14 protein-coding genes and 1 pseudogene are annotated in these 14,588 nt (G+C 74.0%); 5 read left to right on the top strand and 10 right to left on the bottom strand.

Going from position 1 to position 14,588, the window contains the following annotated elements:
- The 4 genes and pseudogenes from BZY54_RS37195 to BZY54_RS51215 all read right to left on the bottom strand — a co-directional run.
- Nucleotides 1-664: class I SAM-dependent methyltransferase (locus BZY54_RS37195; protein WP_086729723.1), on the bottom strand; the 664-nt coding region annotated here is incomplete at its 3' end.
- 23 nt (nt 665-687) lie between these two features.
- The gene (locus BZY54_RS37190) at nt 688-993 is read right to left on the bottom strand and encodes a 4a-hydroxytetrahydrobiopterin dehydratase (protein WP_086729722.1); all 306 of its coding nucleotides are present in this window, start codon (nt 991-993) and stop codon (nt 688-690) included.
- Between the two features lie 107 nt (nt 994-1,100).
- Nucleotides 1,101-1,811, bottom strand: a pseudogene (locus BZY54_RS37185) (ADP-ribosylglycohydrolase family protein); the annotation flags it as partial.
- A 203-nt stretch (nt 1,812-2,014) separates the two neighbouring features.
- Nucleotides 2,015-2,173 carry a hypothetical protein gene (locus BZY54_RS51215; protein WP_158103974.1) on the bottom strand — a complete coding sequence of 53 codons (159 nt, stop codon included), beginning with the start codon at nt 2,171-2,173 and terminating at the stop codon, nt 2,015-2,017.
- 273 nt (nt 2,174-2,446) lie between these two features.
- Between BZY54_RS51215 and BZY54_RS37180 the strand changes: the two genes are divergently transcribed.
- Genes BZY54_RS37180 through BZY54_RS37170 form a run of 3 tightly spaced genes read left to right on the top strand, consistent with a single transcriptional unit; the run spans nt 2,447 to nt 5,071 of the window.
- The gene (locus BZY54_RS37180) at nt 2,447-3,283 is read left to right on the top strand and encodes a helix-turn-helix domain-containing protein (RefSeq protein WP_086729720.1); all 837 of its coding nucleotides are present in this window, start codon (nt 2,447-2,449) and stop codon (nt 3,281-3,283) included.
- Nucleotides 3,284-3,333: 50 nt separating this feature from the next.
- Nucleotides 3,334-4,197: a DUF5753 domain-containing protein gene (locus BZY54_RS37175; protein ID WP_086729719.1), complete on the top strand. Its 864-nt coding sequence runs from the start codon at nt 3,334-3,336 to the stop codon at nt 4,195-4,197.
- A gap of 58 nt (nt 4,198-4,255) precedes the next feature.
- On the top strand, nt 4,256-5,071 hold the full coding sequence (locus BZY54_RS37170; RefSeq protein ID WP_086729718.1) for an SAM-dependent methyltransferase: 816 nt from the start codon (nt 4,256-4,258) through the stop codon (nt 5,069-5,071).
- 78 nt (nt 5,072-5,149) lie between these two features.
- On the opposite strand, the gene dnaK is transcribed toward BZY54_RS37170, so the two are convergent.
- The 4 genes from dnaK to BZY54_RS37145 all read right to left on the bottom strand — a co-directional run bounded on the left by dnaK (nt 5,150) and on the right by BZY54_RS37145 (nt 10,762).
- Nucleotides 5,150-7,024, bottom strand: a complete 1,875-nt coding sequence (gene dnaK / locus BZY54_RS37165) for a molecular chaperone DnaK (RefSeq protein WP_086729717.1) — start codon at nt 7,022-7,024, stop codon at nt 5,150-5,152.
- A 209-nt stretch (nt 7,025-7,233) separates the two neighbouring features.
- On the bottom strand, nt 7,234-7,659 hold the full coding sequence (locus BZY54_RS37160) for an OsmC family protein (RefSeq protein ID WP_086729725.1): 426 nt from the start codon (nt 7,657-7,659) through the stop codon (nt 7,234-7,236).
- Nucleotides 7,660-8,125: 466 nt separating this feature from the next.
- Nucleotides 8,126-10,213 carry a phage holin family protein gene (locus BZY54_RS37150; RefSeq protein ID WP_086729715.1) on the bottom strand — a complete coding sequence of 696 codons (2,088 nt, stop codon included), beginning with the start codon at nt 10,211-10,213 and terminating at the stop codon, nt 8,126-8,128.
- Between the two features lie 111 nt (nt 10,214-10,324).
- On the bottom strand, nt 10,325-10,762 hold the full coding sequence (locus BZY54_RS37145; protein WP_086729714.1) for a hypothetical protein: 438 nt from the start codon (nt 10,760-10,762) through the stop codon (nt 10,325-10,327).
- A gap of 84 nt (nt 10,763-10,846) precedes the next feature.
- Here BZY54_RS37145 and BZY54_RS37140 point away from each other — a divergent pair, with 84 nt between their 5' ends.
- Both BZY54_RS37140 and BZY54_RS37135 read left to right on the top strand, forming a co-directional pair.
- Nucleotides 10,847-11,629 (top strand): MBL fold metallo-hydrolase, encoded by a 783-nt coding sequence (locus tag BZY54_RS37140; protein WP_086729713.1) that lies wholly within the window; start codon nt 10,847-10,849, stop codon nt 11,627-11,629.
- Nucleotides 11,626-12,267, top strand: a complete 642-nt coding sequence (locus BZY54_RS37135; protein ID WP_086729712.1) for a DedA family protein — start codon at nt 11,626-11,628, stop codon at nt 12,265-12,267. The genes BZY54_RS37140 and BZY54_RS37135 overlap by 4 nt, the downstream gene beginning before the upstream one ends.
- Before the next feature lie 17 nt (nt 12,268-12,284).
- Here BZY54_RS37135 and BZY54_RS37130 read toward each other — a convergent pair whose 3' ends face one another.
- A complete protein-coding gene (locus tag BZY54_RS37130; RefSeq protein WP_107419928.1) occupies nt 12,285-13,433 on the bottom strand; it encodes an MBL fold metallo-hydrolase in 1,149 nt (382 codons plus the stop codon).
- Nucleotides 13,430-14,588, bottom strand: a 1,159-nt coding sequence (locus tag BZY54_RS37125; RefSeq protein ID WP_086729711.1) for an aminotransferase class I/II-fold pyridoxal phosphate-dependent enzyme, incomplete at its 5' end; no start/stop codon positions are given. The genes BZY54_RS37125 and BZY54_RS37130, both read right to left, overlap by 4 nt.

Below are 14,588 nucleotides of genomic sequence, written 5' to 3'. Positions count from 1 at the left end.
GGGCGGCGTAGGTCTCGGCGAGGGGGTCGCCGGGGGGCAGGGTGACGAACCAGCCGCGCCGCAGGTCGGCGATGGTGCGGCGGGGGCTGCGGCCCTGGCCTCGGCCGGGGAACCGGGCCTGCCCGGCCGGCACCAGTCCGTGCGCGGTCGCGTACGCGGCCACGAGATCGGCGGCGTCCCGGGCCGGGCTGCCGGGCCGGTCGGCGAGTACGGCGTCGATGTCACTGCCCACGTTGTGGGAGGCGGCCTTGTCGACCGTGGTGACGAACACCCCGCCGGGCTTCAGCACGCGGGAGCACTCGGCGACGACGGCCCGGACGTCCTCGGGGCTCGGCGCGAGGTGCAGCAGCCAGATGCCGGTGACCGCGTCGAAGCGGCCGTCCGGGAAGGGCAGGCGGCGGCTGTCGGCGAGGACGACCGCGCCTGGCAGGCGTGTCGCGGCCTGCCGTGCCATCGCGGACGCCCGGTCCACGCCGGTCACCCGCACTCCGTCACGGGCGGCGGCGAGGCGGCGGGTCACGATGCCGGTGCCGCAGCCGACGTCCAGCAGCTCGCACGCGCCCTCGGGCAGCAGCTCGAAGACCGCCTCGGCCGCGGCGGCGGCGCGGGGCTCGCCGCCGCGGGAGGCGTCGTAGCGTTCCGCTTCCTTGTCGTAGTCCAGCACTCGGCTCCCCCTCCCGGCGCGGCTCAGCTCGCCCCGTGGACGCCCGCCAGGTCCTGGACCCGGCGGGCGAGCTCGAAGTCCTTCTCCGTGACGGCGCCGCCCGCGCTGTGCGTGTTCACGCTGAGGGCCACCGTGTTGTAGCCGAGGCTGAGGTCGGAGTGGTGGTTCAGCTCCTCCTGCACCTGGGCGATGTGCACCACCATCGCCGTCGCCGCGAAGTGCGAGCCGAGCCGGAAGGAACGGGTGAGGCGGTCCCCTTCGACGGACCAGCCGGGCAGTTCGGCCAGCCGGTCCTCGATCTCCTTCTGGGACAGCGGTTCGACGGGCATGGGCTCGTTCCCTTCCTGGACATCAGAGCACTGGCGAGGTCCCGTTCAGACTGCCACAGGACCGGCGGCGCGTCCCTGGCCGAAGAGGCCGCCGGGGCCTCGGCGGCTCAGTCGGGCACGCATTCGGCGGCCAGGTCGTCCGCCAGCGCGGCGATCCGGACCCGACCCTCGACCTGCCGCACCCAGGCGTGGGGCAGGCCGTGGTCGCCGTGCCGGGCGCCGGGGATGTTGCCGCAGATGGAGCCGGTGGAGTCGCTGTCGCCCGAGTGGTTGACGGACAGCAGCAGCGCGTCCGCCACGCGGGGCACGGCCAGCGCGCTGTAGACGCCGATGGCCAGGGCCTCCTCGGCGATCCAGCCGCCGCCGAGCCGCTCCAGCTTCTCGGGGGCCGGGCTGCCCTGCGCGGCCAGGTCCAGGGCCTGCTCCAGGGCGGCGGTGGTCTCCTCGTGGCCGGGGTGACGGTCCAGCAGGCGCAGGGTGCGCAGGACCGCGCCCTCGACCGAGTCCCGGGCGATGATGTGGGCGACGACAGCGGCGAGGGCGCCGGCCGCGTAGTAGCCGGTGGGGTGGCCGTGGGTCATCTGGGCGCAGCGGGCGGCCATGCCGAAGGCGGTCTCGGCGCCGGTGCGGGTCAGTCCGAAGGGCGCCGAGCGCATCACGGCGCCGAAGCCCTTGGAGTCGGGGTTGACGGGTCCGGGCCGCCCGAGTTCGGGCTGCGGATCGGGCACGAAGTCCTGCCCGAGCCCGGACAGGCAGGCGTTCCCGGGGGCGCGGCGGGAGTACAGCCACCGCTCGGTGACCAGTCCGCCGCGTGGACCGGCGTAGGGTCTTTCGTTCGGATCAGGCCGGATCAGGAAGCGGGGTCCGGTGCGTGCAGCTGCAAGGCGGAGGAGGGTGTCGACGCGGAGCGTCGACAACCGACCACAACGCCGCTGGGGGCACCGCCCACACCCTTGAGGCAGTGGGGGAGCGCGTGCCAGGCCCCGCGAGCCCGGCCTGATCCAAACGAGAGGCCCTAGGACTAGGTGCCGCCGGAGGGCTGGGCGCGCTCACTGGCCTCCGGGCCCGGGCGGCGCTGTGTCTCCAGCCAGCACTCGTAGGCCCAGCGCACCAGACGGGGCCAGCCGCCGCCGATGCCCTTGTGCCGCTCCCGCTCGTGGGACTGCCGGACGCCCTCCACGGCGAACAGGGTCCTCTGGGTGTCGTCGCTGATCAGTCCGGCCGCCCGGCGCCGGCGGGGACGGGCACCAGGCCGGTGACACCGTGCGGGCCGTGCGAGGCCGGATGCGGTCCAGCGAAGCGAACTCGACCGGATAGCCGAGGGCGTCCCGACGGCACCGCCGAGCAGGCAGCCGCGCACTCCGGCGCGGTACACCGCCGTCGCCTCGCAGGACGGCCTCCACGGCTCGTCATGCGCCCCCTCCCCGACAGCGGTTGGACTACGGTCGTAGTCATGACCATTGTCGCGACCGCTGACGCCGCCTCTCCCACCGCCCCCGCCGGTCAGGGCGTGGGCCCGCTGCTGCGGGCCTGGCGGGAGCGTCGGCGGGTCAGTCAGCTGGAACTGGCCCTGCGCGCCGACTCCTCGGCCCGGCACATCAGCTTCATCGAGACCGGCCGGTCCCGGCCCAGCGAGGAGATGGTGCTCCGGCTGGCCGAGCACCTGGACGTGCCGGTGCGGGAGCGCAACGCGCTGCTGCTGGCCGCCGGTTACGCCCCGCACTACCCGGAGACCTCGCTGGACGACCCGGCGCTGGGCGCGCTGCGGGAGGGCCTGGAGCGGCTGATCCGGGGCTACGAGCCGTATCCCGCGCTGGTGGTCGACGCCATGTACGACGTCGTGGCGGCCAACCGGGGCATCACGATGCTGCTGGAGGGTGTCCCGGAGTCGCTGCTGACCCCGCCGCTGAACGCGATGCGGCTGACCCTGCACCCGGAGGGTCTGGCACCGCGCATCCGCAACCTGCGCGAGTGGCGCGGGCATCTGCTGGCACAGATGGAGCGGCAGATCGCGCTGCACCGCTCGGGCGCGCTGCGGGCGCTGTACGAGGAGGTGGCGGCCTACCCGGTGCCGGCGCCGGACACCGGCGTCGAGGAGGAGCCGGACGGCGACGTGCCCTACTTCGCGCTGCCGATGCGGGTCGAGCACGAGGGGCGGGTGCTGTCGTTCGTCTCCTCGATCTCCACCTTCAACACGCCCATGGACGTGACGGTGGCCGAGCTGGCGATCGAAACGTTCCTTCCGGCCGACCCGGCGACTGTGAAGTACCTCCATTCCATGATGTTCTGACGCCATGACAGACTGCTGGGCGGACTTCGGCGCGTTCGGGGAGGCGTGGCGTGAGTGAGCGGCGGCCGGCGCCCACCGTGGGTCAGGTGGTGCTCGGCAGGAGACTGCAGGAGCTGCGGGAGGGGGCGGGCCTGTCCCGCGAGGAGGCCGCGCGCGTGCTGCGGGTGGCCGCGGCGACCGTGCGGCGCATGGAGCTGGCCGAGGTCGCGCTGAAGATCCCGTACGTCCAGGTGCTGCTGACGACCTACGGGGTGGGCGAGGAGGAGGCCGCCGCGTTCGTGCGGCTCGCCGAGGAGGCCAACCAGCCCGGCTGGTGGCAGCGGTTCCACGACGTGCTGCCGGAGTGGTTCAGCATGTACGTGAGCCTGGAGGGCGCCGCCCGGCTGATCCGCTCCTACGAGCCGCACTTCGTGCCCGGACTGCTGCAGACCGAGGACTACGCGCGGGCCGTGCTGGAGGCCGGGACGGTCGGGCAGACCGACCCGGAGGCGATCGAGCGGCACGTGTCGCTGCGCATGGCGCGGCAGGAACTGCTGGAGCGGCCGGAGGCGCCGCACCTGTGGATGATCGTCGAGGAGACGGTGCTGCGCCGGCCGGTGAGCATCCGCGGCGAGGTGATGCGCGAGCAGTTGGACAAGCTGCTGGAGTACACCGAGCGGGACCGGGTGACGGTGCAGATCGCCGAGTTCGCGGACGGCCCGCATCCGGGGACGTACGCGCCGTTCTCGCTGTTCCGCTTCGCCGAGCCGGAGCTGCCGGACATGGTCTACACCGAGTACCTGACCGGCGCGCTGTACCTGGACTCCCGCAAGGAGGTCGCCGCGCACCTGGAGGTGCTCGACCACATGACGGCGCGCGCCGCGTCGGCGGAGCGCAGCCGCAAGCTGCTGCGGGAGTGCCGCGAGAACTTCTGAGACCCGCTGTTCACCGCCCTCTTCCAACGCCCCGACCACGCCGAGGAGTCACAGCCGTATGACCGGATCCGACGCCGCGCCCGTCCGTATGGACACCAGCCGTCCGCACCCGGCGCGGGTGTACGACTGGTGGCTGGGCGGCAAGGACAACTACCCGGTGGACGAGGAACTGGCCCGCCGGATCCTCGCCGTCGACGAGACCGCCGTGCGCGGGGCGCGCGCCAACCGCCGGTTCATGCACCGGGCGGTCCGGCTGGCCGCCGAGTCCGGGACGCGGCAGTTCCTCGACATCGGCACCGGCATCCCCACCGAGCCCAATCTGCACCAGGTCGCCCAGCGGGTCGCGCCGGAGTCGAGGGTCGTGTACGCCGACAACGACCCGATCGTGCTGCGGCACGCGCAGGCGCTGCTGCGCGGCACCGCCGAGGGCAGCACCGAGTACGTGCACGCCGACGTCCGCGATCCCGACACGATCCTGCGGGCGGCCGCCGAGACGCTGGACTTCTCCCGGCCCGTCGCCCTGTCGCTGGTCGCGCTGACGCACTATCTGGGTGACGCGACCGACGGCGACGACGTGCACGGTCTGCTGAAGCGGTACGTCGAAGCCCTCGCGCCGAGCAGCCATCTGATCCTGTCCCAGGTGACGCCGGATCTGAACCCGGAGGCCGTGGAGAAGGCAGCCGGTCTGTTCCGCCGGGGCGGCACGCCGTTCTTCCCCCGCCCGCTCGCCGAGTTCTCCCGTTTCTTCGACGGGCTGCGGCTGCTGGGGCCGGGGATCATCCCGGTCACCGGGTGGCGGCCGGAGGCGGAGGACGTCGCGGCCCAGGCGGAGGGCATCGTGCCCGTGTACGCGGGGGTGGCCGTCAAGCCCTGACCCGGGCGCCGGGGCCGCGCGGTGCGGACCCGTGCCCTGTGCGGTGCGGGCCCGCGCGGTCCGGGGCCGCCCGGGCGGTCAGGCGGCTCCGCCCTTGGTGTCCCGTTCGTCGTCGACGATCTCCGCGTCCACCACGCCCTCGTCCTCCTGTTCCGGCCGCGCGGTGTGCTGCTGCTGTTCGGCGCCCTCCGACGGGCCGGGCTGGGCCTGGGCGTACATCGCCTGCCCCATCTTCTGGCTGACGGTGGCGAGTTTGTCGACACCGGTGCGCAACGGGGCGGTGTCGGCGTTCTGCTCCAGGAGGGTCTTCACCTCGGCGGCGGCCGCCTCGACCTCGGCCTTGGTGTCCGCGGGGACGCGGTCGCCGTTGTCACGGAGGAACTTCTCGGTCTGGTAGACGAGTTGTTCGGCCTGGTTGCGGGTCTCGGCGGCCTCCCGGCGCTTGCGGTCCTCCTCGGCGTACTGTTCGGCCTCCCGCATCATCCGGTCGATGTCGTCCTTGGGCAGCGCCGAGCCGCCGGTCACGGTCATCTTCTGCTCGCGGCCGGTCGCCAGGTCCTTGGCGGAGACGTGCATGATGCCGTTGGCGTCGATGTCGAAGGCGACCTCGATCTGCGGCACCCCGCGCGGGGCGGGCGGCAGGCCGGTGAGGTCGAAGACGCCGAGCTTCTTGTTGTAGGCGGCGATCTCGCGTTCGCCCTGGTAGACCTGGATGCCGACGGACGGCTGGTTGTCGGTCGCGGTGGTGAAGATCTCCGAACGCCGGGTCGGGATCGTGGTGTTGCGCTCGATCAGCTTGGTCATGATGCCGCCCTTGGTCTCGATGCCCAGGGACAGCGGGGTGACGTCGAGGAGCAGGACGTCCTTGACGTCGCCGCGGAGCACGCCCGCCTGGAGGGCGGCGCCCACGGCGACGACCTCGTCGGGGTTGACGCCCTTGTGCGGGTCCTTGCCGGTGAGCTCGCGCACCAGGTCGGTGACGGCGGGCATGCGCGTGGAGCCGCCGACGAGGATCACGTGGTCGACGGCGGAGAGCTTGATGCCCGCGTCCTTGACCGCCTGGTGGAAGGGCTGCCGGCAGCGGTCGAGCAGGTCGGCGGTGAGCTCCTGGAACTGGGCGCGGGTGAGCTTCTCCTCCAGGTGCAGCGGACCCTCGGCGGAGGCGGTGATGTACGGCAGGTTGATGGTCGTCTCGGAGGACGAGGACAGTTCGATCTTGGCCTTCTCGGCGCCCTCGCGCAGCCGCTGCACGGCCATCTTGTCGGCCGAGAGATCGACGCCGTACTGCCCCTTGAAGCGCTTGACGAGGTGCTCGACGATCCGCTGGTCCCAGTCGTCGCCGCCGAGGTGGGTGTCGCCGTTGGTGGCCTTGACCTCGATGACCCCCTCGCCGATCTCCAGGAGGGACACGTCGAAGGTGCCGCCGCCGAGATCGAAGACGAGGACGGTCTGCTCCTCGCCCCGGTCGAGGCCGTAGGCGAGCGCGGCGGCCGTGGGCTCGTTGATGATCCGGAGTACCTTCAGGCCGGCGATCTCCCCGGCCTCCTTGGTCGCCTGCCGCTGCGCGTCGTCGAAGTACGCCGGTACGGTGATCACGGCGTCGGTGACGTCCTCGCCGAGGTAGGCCTCCGCGTCCCGCTTCAGCTTCTGCAGCACCCGCGCGGACAGCTCCTGCGCCCGGTAGCGGGTGCCGTCGACGGAGCCCTGCTCGGGGAACCGCCAGTGAGCGTCGCCCATGTGGCGTTTGACGGAGCGGGCGGTGCGCTCCACGTTCGTCACCGCCTGGCGCTTGGCGACCTCGCCGACGAGCACCTCCCCGCTCTTGGCGAACGCCACGACCGACGGCGTGGTCCGCGCCCCCTCGGCGTTGGCGACGACCGTGGGCTCGCCGCCCTCCAGGACGGCCACCACCGAGTTCGTCGTTCCGAGATCGATCCCGACCGCGCGTGCCATCTCCGTCCCCTTTCCACCGGTTCCAGCGGGGCACCGTCCCGTACACCAGCACAAAACCTGAGTGGGTCGTTGTCAATGGCGGGTCGTCGTCCGTCCCCGACGCCGCCCCCACGGCTGACCGGGTACCCCGGCGGCCGGAAACGACGACGCCGCGCCCCGGATCGGGGCGCGGCGCGGCGCGCGAGAACGGTCGAGCCGTCCACGGCGGGTCAGGCGAGCTTCGCCTCCAGGGTGATCGTCGTGCCGGTCAGGGCCTGGCTGACCGGGCAGTTCTTCTTGGCGTCCTCGGCGGCGGCGACGAACGCGTCGTTGTCGATGCCGGGGACCGTGCCCTCGACGGTGAGGTGGATGCCGGTGATGCCCTCACCCGGCTGGAAGGTGACGTCGGCCTTGGTCTGGAGCTTGGTGGGCGGGGTGCCGGCGCCGGCCAGGCCGTGCGACAGCGCCATGGAGAAGCAGCTGGAGTGGGCGGCGGCGATCAGTTCCTCGGGGCTGGTCTTCCCGTTCGCCTGCTCGGCGCGCGACGGCCACGACACCGGCTGCTGGCCGATGCCGGAGGAGTCGAAGGTGACGATGCCCTTGCCCTCGAGCAGGTTGCCTTCCCAGACGGTGTGAGCGGTGCGCGTGGTTGCCACGGTGTGTTCCATACCTTTCGCCTAGGTGCCCGTTTCCGGGGTTTGCGTAGCCACCATCCGATCACATCCGCGCCGCCCACATCCATCGAACGGGCCGCGACCTGCCGGAGAAGGTCGGCGAATCCCCTGCGGGACGGCGCGGCGGGGCCCTACGGCCCGTTCCATGGCCGAACTCTTCCAAGTCCTCAGGTGAGTCGCGGGATTTGGCGGGGTCGCTCTCGGCCTCCCGTACCTGCTCCAACGGCACCCTGAAGAAGCTGATGACGCTCGCGGACTCCCCGGACACGGTGGTGTCGTTCCCCGACGCCTCCCCCGGCTCGCGCATGGCTTGCGCGGTCGTCGCCATGACCGGCTTCGGCAGGGTCCGGTCGGGCTTTCGGCCGCGGTGCCGACGCCCCGGCCGCGGCACTGACCGCCGGTCCTGCTCCCCGGGCGCAACCGCCCGCAGTGTTCAGGGACCCGCGCGTCAGGCGGCCCGTTCCTCCGGCTCCGCCTCCGCAGCGAGCGGCACCTGGGGGCCGGCGGCCTCGCTCAGCCAGCGGCGCAGGACGCGGTGGACCTGTTCTGCGCCGACGAGTTCCCCGCCCTCCTCGACGGGCGGGGAGCAGACGAGCGGCGACAGCAGGAACGGGCGGGTCTGCGCGCCGCCGAGGCCGCCGTGGGAGCCGATCTGCTCCTCGAAGGCGAGGACCTCGCCGTCGGCCGGGTCGTGGAAGGAGTTGACCATGATGTCGGGGGCGTGCGGGAAGGAGTGGGTGCGGCGGACGGCGTCGGCGGCACCGGGGCCGAAGGCGGCGAGCGGGCCGGGGTCGGCGTCGAGCTGGTCCAGAGGTATCTGTGCGCCGCGCGCGCCGAGCACCAGGCCGCCGTGCTCCTCGCTGCGCACCAGCAGGAAGCCGATGCCGGGGTGGTTGGCGAGGGTGGGCAGCAGCCCGGGGTGGCGGGCGTCCAGCTCCTCCCGGCTCATGCGGTGCGGCACGTCCGGGAAGGAGACCAGGCCGAGGTTGCCGGAGGCCAGCACGATCGGCTCGGAGTGGCGGGCGGGGCGGTGGTGCTCGCCGCCCTCCGGGCGGCGCAGGGCGGCGCGCACCGCGGCCCGCGCCTCGGCGCCGCTGCGGGTCCCTTGCGCCCGGCGTGGGACGTGCAGTCCGCAGCCCGCCCGCACCAGGTCGCCGAGGGTCAGCCCGTAGCGGGCGCGGAAGGTCTCGCCGGGGCTCTGGCCGTGGTCGGACAGGACGACGATCCGGTACGGGCGCGGGGCGTGCTCGGCGACCTTCTCGATCAGCGCGAGCGAGCGGTCCAGGCGCTGCAGCACCTTCGCCGCGTCCCGGCTGCGCGGTCCGGAGTGGTGGGCCACCTCGTCGTACGCGACCAGGTCGGCGTAGACGGCGGTGCGCCCGGCGAGCAGGTCGCCCACCACAGCGGCCACGACGACGTCCCGTTCGACGACGGTGGCGAAGGCGCGGACGAGCGGGTAGAGGCCGCCCCGGGAGACGCGCGGACGCTGCCGCCGCATCCGGGCACGCAGCGACTGGCCGATCTCGCGGCCGACCTCCGCGACGAAGGACAGCGCGGTGCGGACGGCGTTGGCGGGGTCGGAGAAGTAGGCGAAGTAGCCGGCGCGCGAGCGGTTGCCGGGGCCGCGCCGGGCGGACACCGACAGCACGAGGGCGAGTTCGCCGGCGCCGCCGCTGAACAGGTTGCCGCGGCTGGCGCCGTCGGCGGTGAGCAGACCGCCGTCGCGGGTGCGGGCGACGGCACGGCGCTGGAGTTCGACGGCGCTGGTGGGGCGGTTGCAGACCATCACCTCGCCGGTGTCCTTCTCGTACCAGCGGAAGGCGGGGACGTCGTGGTTGGTGCCGTGCAGGATGCCCAGCTGGCTGGCGCCGGTCTGGCTGGACCAGTCGGTGCGCCAGGGCACGAGCCGGTGGCTGGGCTCCTGACCGGGCCCGGCGCCGAGCCAGCGCGCCACGGTCGGCATCAGTTGCTCGTCGACGGCGTCGCACAGCACGTCGTGGCCGACGCCGTCGAGCTGTATGACGAGGGTGCCGGGCGTCGAGTCGCAGGGCGGCCGGCGCCCGCGGCGGCGGTCGGCGAGCCGGTGGAGGCGGCGCCGGTAGGCCTCGTCGTCGCGGACGGCGAGGGCGGCGCCGGTGGCGGAGGCGACCGCGGACATCACTGCCGCCACGATGACGGCGGTCTCGGGGGCCGCCTCGGGCTGGCCGGAGGGGTTGATGCGCAGGGCGAGCAGGAGCAGCGAGCCGTTGAGGAAGAACACCAGCAGCCCGAGGACCAGCGCGGGCACGAGCAGCAGCAACCGCACCAGCAGCGGCCAGACGACGGCCGAGAGGAGGCCGAAGGCGCCGGCGCCGAGCGCCGCGGTGACGGCGATGGTGGTGGCGCTGTCACCGTCGGCCGACTGCAACTGGAAGTCCGGCAGGATCCCGGCGAGCACCAGCATGGTGACCGTGGAGACGCCCCACACGGCGACGCTCCGCCCGACCTGACTGGCGGCCCGCCGCCACCACCCGCCCCGCACGCCGACGCTCCTCACGTTCCGACCCGAACTTTTGCACGAACCTGCCCCAGCTTGTCACACGCCCGGCGGAGCCCCCGCGCCGGTGCGCTCCGTGCGCGCCCGGGGTGGCCGGCCCGTACCGCGGCGCTATCGGCCGTCGTAGCCGGCCGTCGGCATCGAGAGGCGGCGGTGCACCCGGGCCTTCATCTGGGCGTCGTAGGACGGCTCGGCCTGGCCCACCATCTCCACGCGCACCCCGCGGCGCGCGCACTCGGCGGTGAACTCCTCCACCGAGGACAGCGCCTGTTCCAGCACCCGGCGGCTGGGTGCGACGAAGACGTCGACGCCGGGGCGGACACCGTCCCACAGGGCGCAGTGGTCCGGGCGCAGGCCGCGGACCAGGAGCTCGCGGGCGATCACGTAGCCGTGCTCGGCCGCCCAGCGGGCGCACATCGCGTGCTGGCTGCGGGAGTCCACCAGGAAGGGCTCGTCGTTCAGCTCCTCCAGGGGCGTCAGGCTGGCGATCGCGGTGACGCGGACCGGCGTCGTGGCGGCCCCGCCGCGGGCATCCCGCACTTCTCCCATGGGGTCCCCCTCACCTCCGGGTTGCCCCGCCGACCCTACCGCCGCACGTAGGCTCGGGGGGAGTCGCGCGAAGGAGGCAAAGGAGTGCCGGTGGAGATCACCTGGTGGGGTCATGCGACGTGCACGGTCGAGGATTCGGGCGTCCGTGTGCTGACCGACCCGTTGTTCGCCCGCCGCCTCGCGCATCTGCGGCGCCGCCGTGGCGCGCTGCCGCCGCCGGGCGCCTGGCGCACGGACCTGGCGCTCGTCTCCCATCTGCACGCCGACCATCTGCACGTGCCCTCGCTCGCCCGCCTCACCCCGGGCACGCGCCTGCTGGTGCCCCGGGGCGCACTCCGGGCGGTGCCGGGGCTGCGCCGGCTCGGGCGACCCGGGCGGCTGCGGATCACCGAGGTGACGCCCGGGGACCGGGTCGAGGTCGGCGAGGTCGTGGTGCGGGTGGTGTCCGCACGGCACGACGGGCGGCGGCTGCCGGTGGGCCCCCGTCGCTCGCCCGCGCTCGGGTACGTCGTCGAGGGCGAGGCGCGGACGTACTTCGCCGGCGACACCGGCCTGTTCGAGACGATGGCCGAGGAGGTCGGACCGGTCGACACGGCGCTGCTTCCGGTGGGCGGCTGGGGCCCGTACCTCGGCGAGGGGCACCTGGACGCGGCGCGGGCGGCGCAGGCGCTGGCCCGGCTCGCGCCCCGCAGCGCGGTGCCGGTGCACTACGGCACGTACTGGCCGATCGGGATGGACGCCGTGCGCCCCCACGAGTTCCATGCGCCGGGCGACGAGTTCGTGCGCCATGCCGCGCTGCGCGCGCCCGGCGTGGCCGTGCACCGGCTGGGGCACGGGGAGAGTGTGCGCCTGGAGGTCGCCCGGTGATACGACTGGCCGCCGCCGCAGCGACGGTGGTGCCGACGGAGTCCACCCAGCAGGCGATCGGATATCCGTCCCTGTTCCTGCTGGTGCTGATCGGGGCGCTGGTGCCGGTGGTGCCGACGGGTGCGCTGGTCAGTTCGGCGGCGGTGGTCGCCGTGCACCAGACGGCACCGTTCTCCCTGGCGCTGGTGTTCGTGACGGCGTCGCTGGCCGCGTTCCTCGGGGACGCGGCCCTGTACTGGCTGGGACGGCGCGGGCTCGGGTCGAGGAACGGGTCGCGCTGGCTGGAGGCCATCCGCTCGCGCGCACCTCAGGACCGGCTGGAGCAGGCCCAGGAGAAGCTGGCCGAACATGGCGTCGCCGTGCTGGTGCTGTCCCGGCTCGTCCCGGCCGGGCGCATTCCGGTGATGCTGGCCTGCCTGCTGGCGAAGTGGCCGCTGCGCCGCTTCGCCCGGGGCAACCTGCCGGCCTGTCTGGCCTGGGCGGTGACGTACCAGGTGATCGGCATCCTCGGCGGCTCTCTGTTCAGCGAGCCCTGGGAGGGTGTGGTGGCCGCCGTCGCCCTGACCGTGCTGATCGGCGCGGCCCCGAGCGTCTGGCGCCGCGTCCGGCGCTCGGCCGCGGTGCACCGCTCCGGCTGAGAGCGGCCGTTGGGAGGTCACTCCAGAATCCGGGAGGCGCCCACCGGGAGGTCCCACAGGTCCTCCCGGGGCAGGCCCGCCTTGTCCCAGGCGGCGCGGACGCGGATGAGGGGCTCCAGGACCGGCTCGGCCGACAGCACGAACGTGCCCCAGTGCATGGGTGCCATGCGGCGCGCACCGAGGTCCTGGGCGGCCTGGACGGCCTCCTCCGGGTCGCAGTGGACGTCGCTGAGCCACCAGCGGGGGTCGTAGGCGCCGATGGGGAGCAGGGCGAGGTCGATGCCGGGGTAGCGGCGGCCGATGCGGGAGAACCAGTGGCCGTAGCCCGTGTCGCCGGCGAAGTAGACGCGCTGTCCGTCGGGGTCGGTGAGCACCCAGCCGCCCCACAGGCTGCGGCAGGTGTCGGTGAGGGTGCGCTTGGACCAGTGGTGGGCGGGCACGAAGTCGAAGCGGACACCCCCACGTCGCCGGCCACCGCCCTGGACCGATGCGCCTTCGGCGCCGCCCCTCGGATGCAGTTCGGCCCCCTCCCACCAGTCCAGCTCGGTGACACGGGTGAACCGGCGGCGCCGGAACCAGTTGCCGAGCCCGGCGGGCACGAACACCGGTGTGTCGGGCGGGAGCCGGCGCAGGGTGGGCGCGTCCAGGTGGTCGTAGTGGTTGTGGCTGATGACGACGGCGTCGACGGGCGGCAGCGCGTCCCAGGCGACGCCGACGGGGGTGATGCGGGCCGGGGTGCCGATGATGCGGCGGGACCAGACCGGGTCGGTCAGCACGGTCAGCCCGCCGATCCGCAGGACCCAACTGGCGTGCCCCGCCCAGGTGACGGCGACGGTGCGGGCGTCCACCCGGGGCAGCGGGCCGGGCTCGAAGGGCAGCAGGGGGATGTCGGCGAGGCCCTCCTTGCCGGGGCGCACGGCGCCCTCGCGGGCGAACCGGGCGATGGCCTTCAGGCCGGGCAGCGGGGCGGTGAGCCGGTCGTGGAAGGTGCGCGGCCACAGCCTGCGCTCCCCCAGTGGGCGGGGCTCCGCCTGCGGCGGGAACGGGACGGCCCTCGGGGAGGCGAGGGCGGCTTGGGCCATGGCCGCGCCGGCCTCCCGGTGCGTGGTCGTGGACGTGGTCGCGGTGGCGTTCGGGGACGTGGTCGGCTCGGACTGCTGCGTCATCGAGGAGGCTCCCATCGCTGAGCGTCGTCGCGGAGATCGTCGAAGACGGACCCCAAGGAGATCAACGCGCGTTGCAGTTGCGGCAGTTCCAACGGCGCGGGCGACAAGAGGCATTCCGTACGCTCCTCTTCGGTGTCGCCGAGCAGTTCCGCGGTGGACAGCCGCACGCGCAGCGCGCCGAGGTCGTCGCCGAAGCGGTGGCCGCCGGGCGTGGGCATACCCAGGCGGGTGCCGAGGAAGTCCTCCAATTCCTGAGCGTCGCCGACCCCGTGGGCGGCGAGGGCGGGACGCAGCGGGCCGAGGTCGGCGTAGAGGTGACGGCCGGCCTGCGGCGGCCGGGCCAGCGCGCCCGCCGCGACGACGGCGGCGTGCAGGGCGCGGGCCACGTGCGCGTGCAGCCGCACCGTGGCGGTCAGGCGCGCGGTGACGGGGTCGGGTTCGTCGAGCGCGTAGGCCGCCGCGGCGGCCACGGGCTCGGCGATCCGGGCGTCCAGCGCCGTGAGCACGTCGAGCACGCGCGCGTGCAGCGCCTGACCGGTGGCTCCGGCGGGGAAGCGGGCGATCGCGGCCGGCCAGCCGGTGGGCAGGAACGCGCCGGCCAGGTCGGTGACCACGGTGACCCGTTCGGGCAGCATCTCGGCCGGGCTGAGCAGCATCGTCTCGCGCGGTGCGTGCTCGGTGTCGCGCCAGGTCTCGTCGCTGACCAGGTGCAGGCCCTCGCCCGCGGCGGCCTCGAGGGTCTCGTGCAGCACCTCGGGCGGCGCGACGGTCGCGGTGGGATCGTCGGCGACGGACAGCACCAGCAGCCGGGGGTCGCCGCCCTCCGCACGGACCCTGCGAACGGTCTCCAGCAGGGCGTACGGGTCTGGTACGCCACCGCACTCGGCCGGGGTGGCGACGGGGAAGGCGGGTCTGCCGAGCAGCCGCGCGTACGGGGCCCACCAGGCGGCGCAGGGCCGGGGGACGAGGACGTCGCCGTCGAGCGCCGCGGTGAGCGCCAGCAGCAGGGCGGGCGCGCCGGGTGCGGCCGCCACGCGGTCGGGCCGGGTGGCCAGGCCGCGCCGCCGCCAGTAGCCGCCGGCCGCGTCCAGGAGCGCGGTGCCGCCGCCGATCTGTCTGTTCCGGGTCCGGCCCGCGGCCGCGGCGAGCGCGGCG

It is taken from the genome of Streptomyces carpinensis, assembly GCF_002154505.1.
In the GTDB taxonomy this organism is placed as follows: domain Bacteria; phylum Actinomycetota; class Actinomycetes; order Streptomycetales; family Streptomycetaceae; genus Streptomyces; species Streptomyces carpinensis.
The sequence above is the reverse complement of the archived record's forward strand: the minus strand, read 5'-3'. Positions and strand labels throughout refer to the sequence as shown.

Coding starts and splice junctions, on each gene's coding strand:
- BZY54_RS37130 (WP_107419928.1), bottom strand. CDS start 13,433: ATGACGCAGCAGTCCGAGCCGACCACGTCCCCGAACGCCACCGCGACC.
- BZY54_RS37180 (WP_086729720.1), top strand. CDS start 2,447: ATGACCATTGTCGCGACCGCTGACGCCGCCTCTCCCACCGCCCCCGCC.
- dnaK (WP_086729717.1), bottom strand. CDS start 7,024: ATGGCACGCGCGGTCGGGATCGATCTCGGAACGACGAACTCGGTGGTG.
- BZY54_RS37190 (WP_086729722.1), bottom strand. CDS start 993: ATGCCCGTCGAACCGCTGTCCCAGAAGGAGATCGAGGACCGGCTGGCC.
- BZY54_RS37170 (WP_086729718.1), top strand. CDS start 4,256: ATGACCGGATCCGACGCCGCGCCCGTCCGTATGGACACCAGCCGTCCG.
- BZY54_RS37145 (WP_086729714.1), bottom strand. CDS start 10,762: ATGGGAGAAGTGCGGGATGCCCGCGGCGGGGCCGCCACGACGCCGGTC.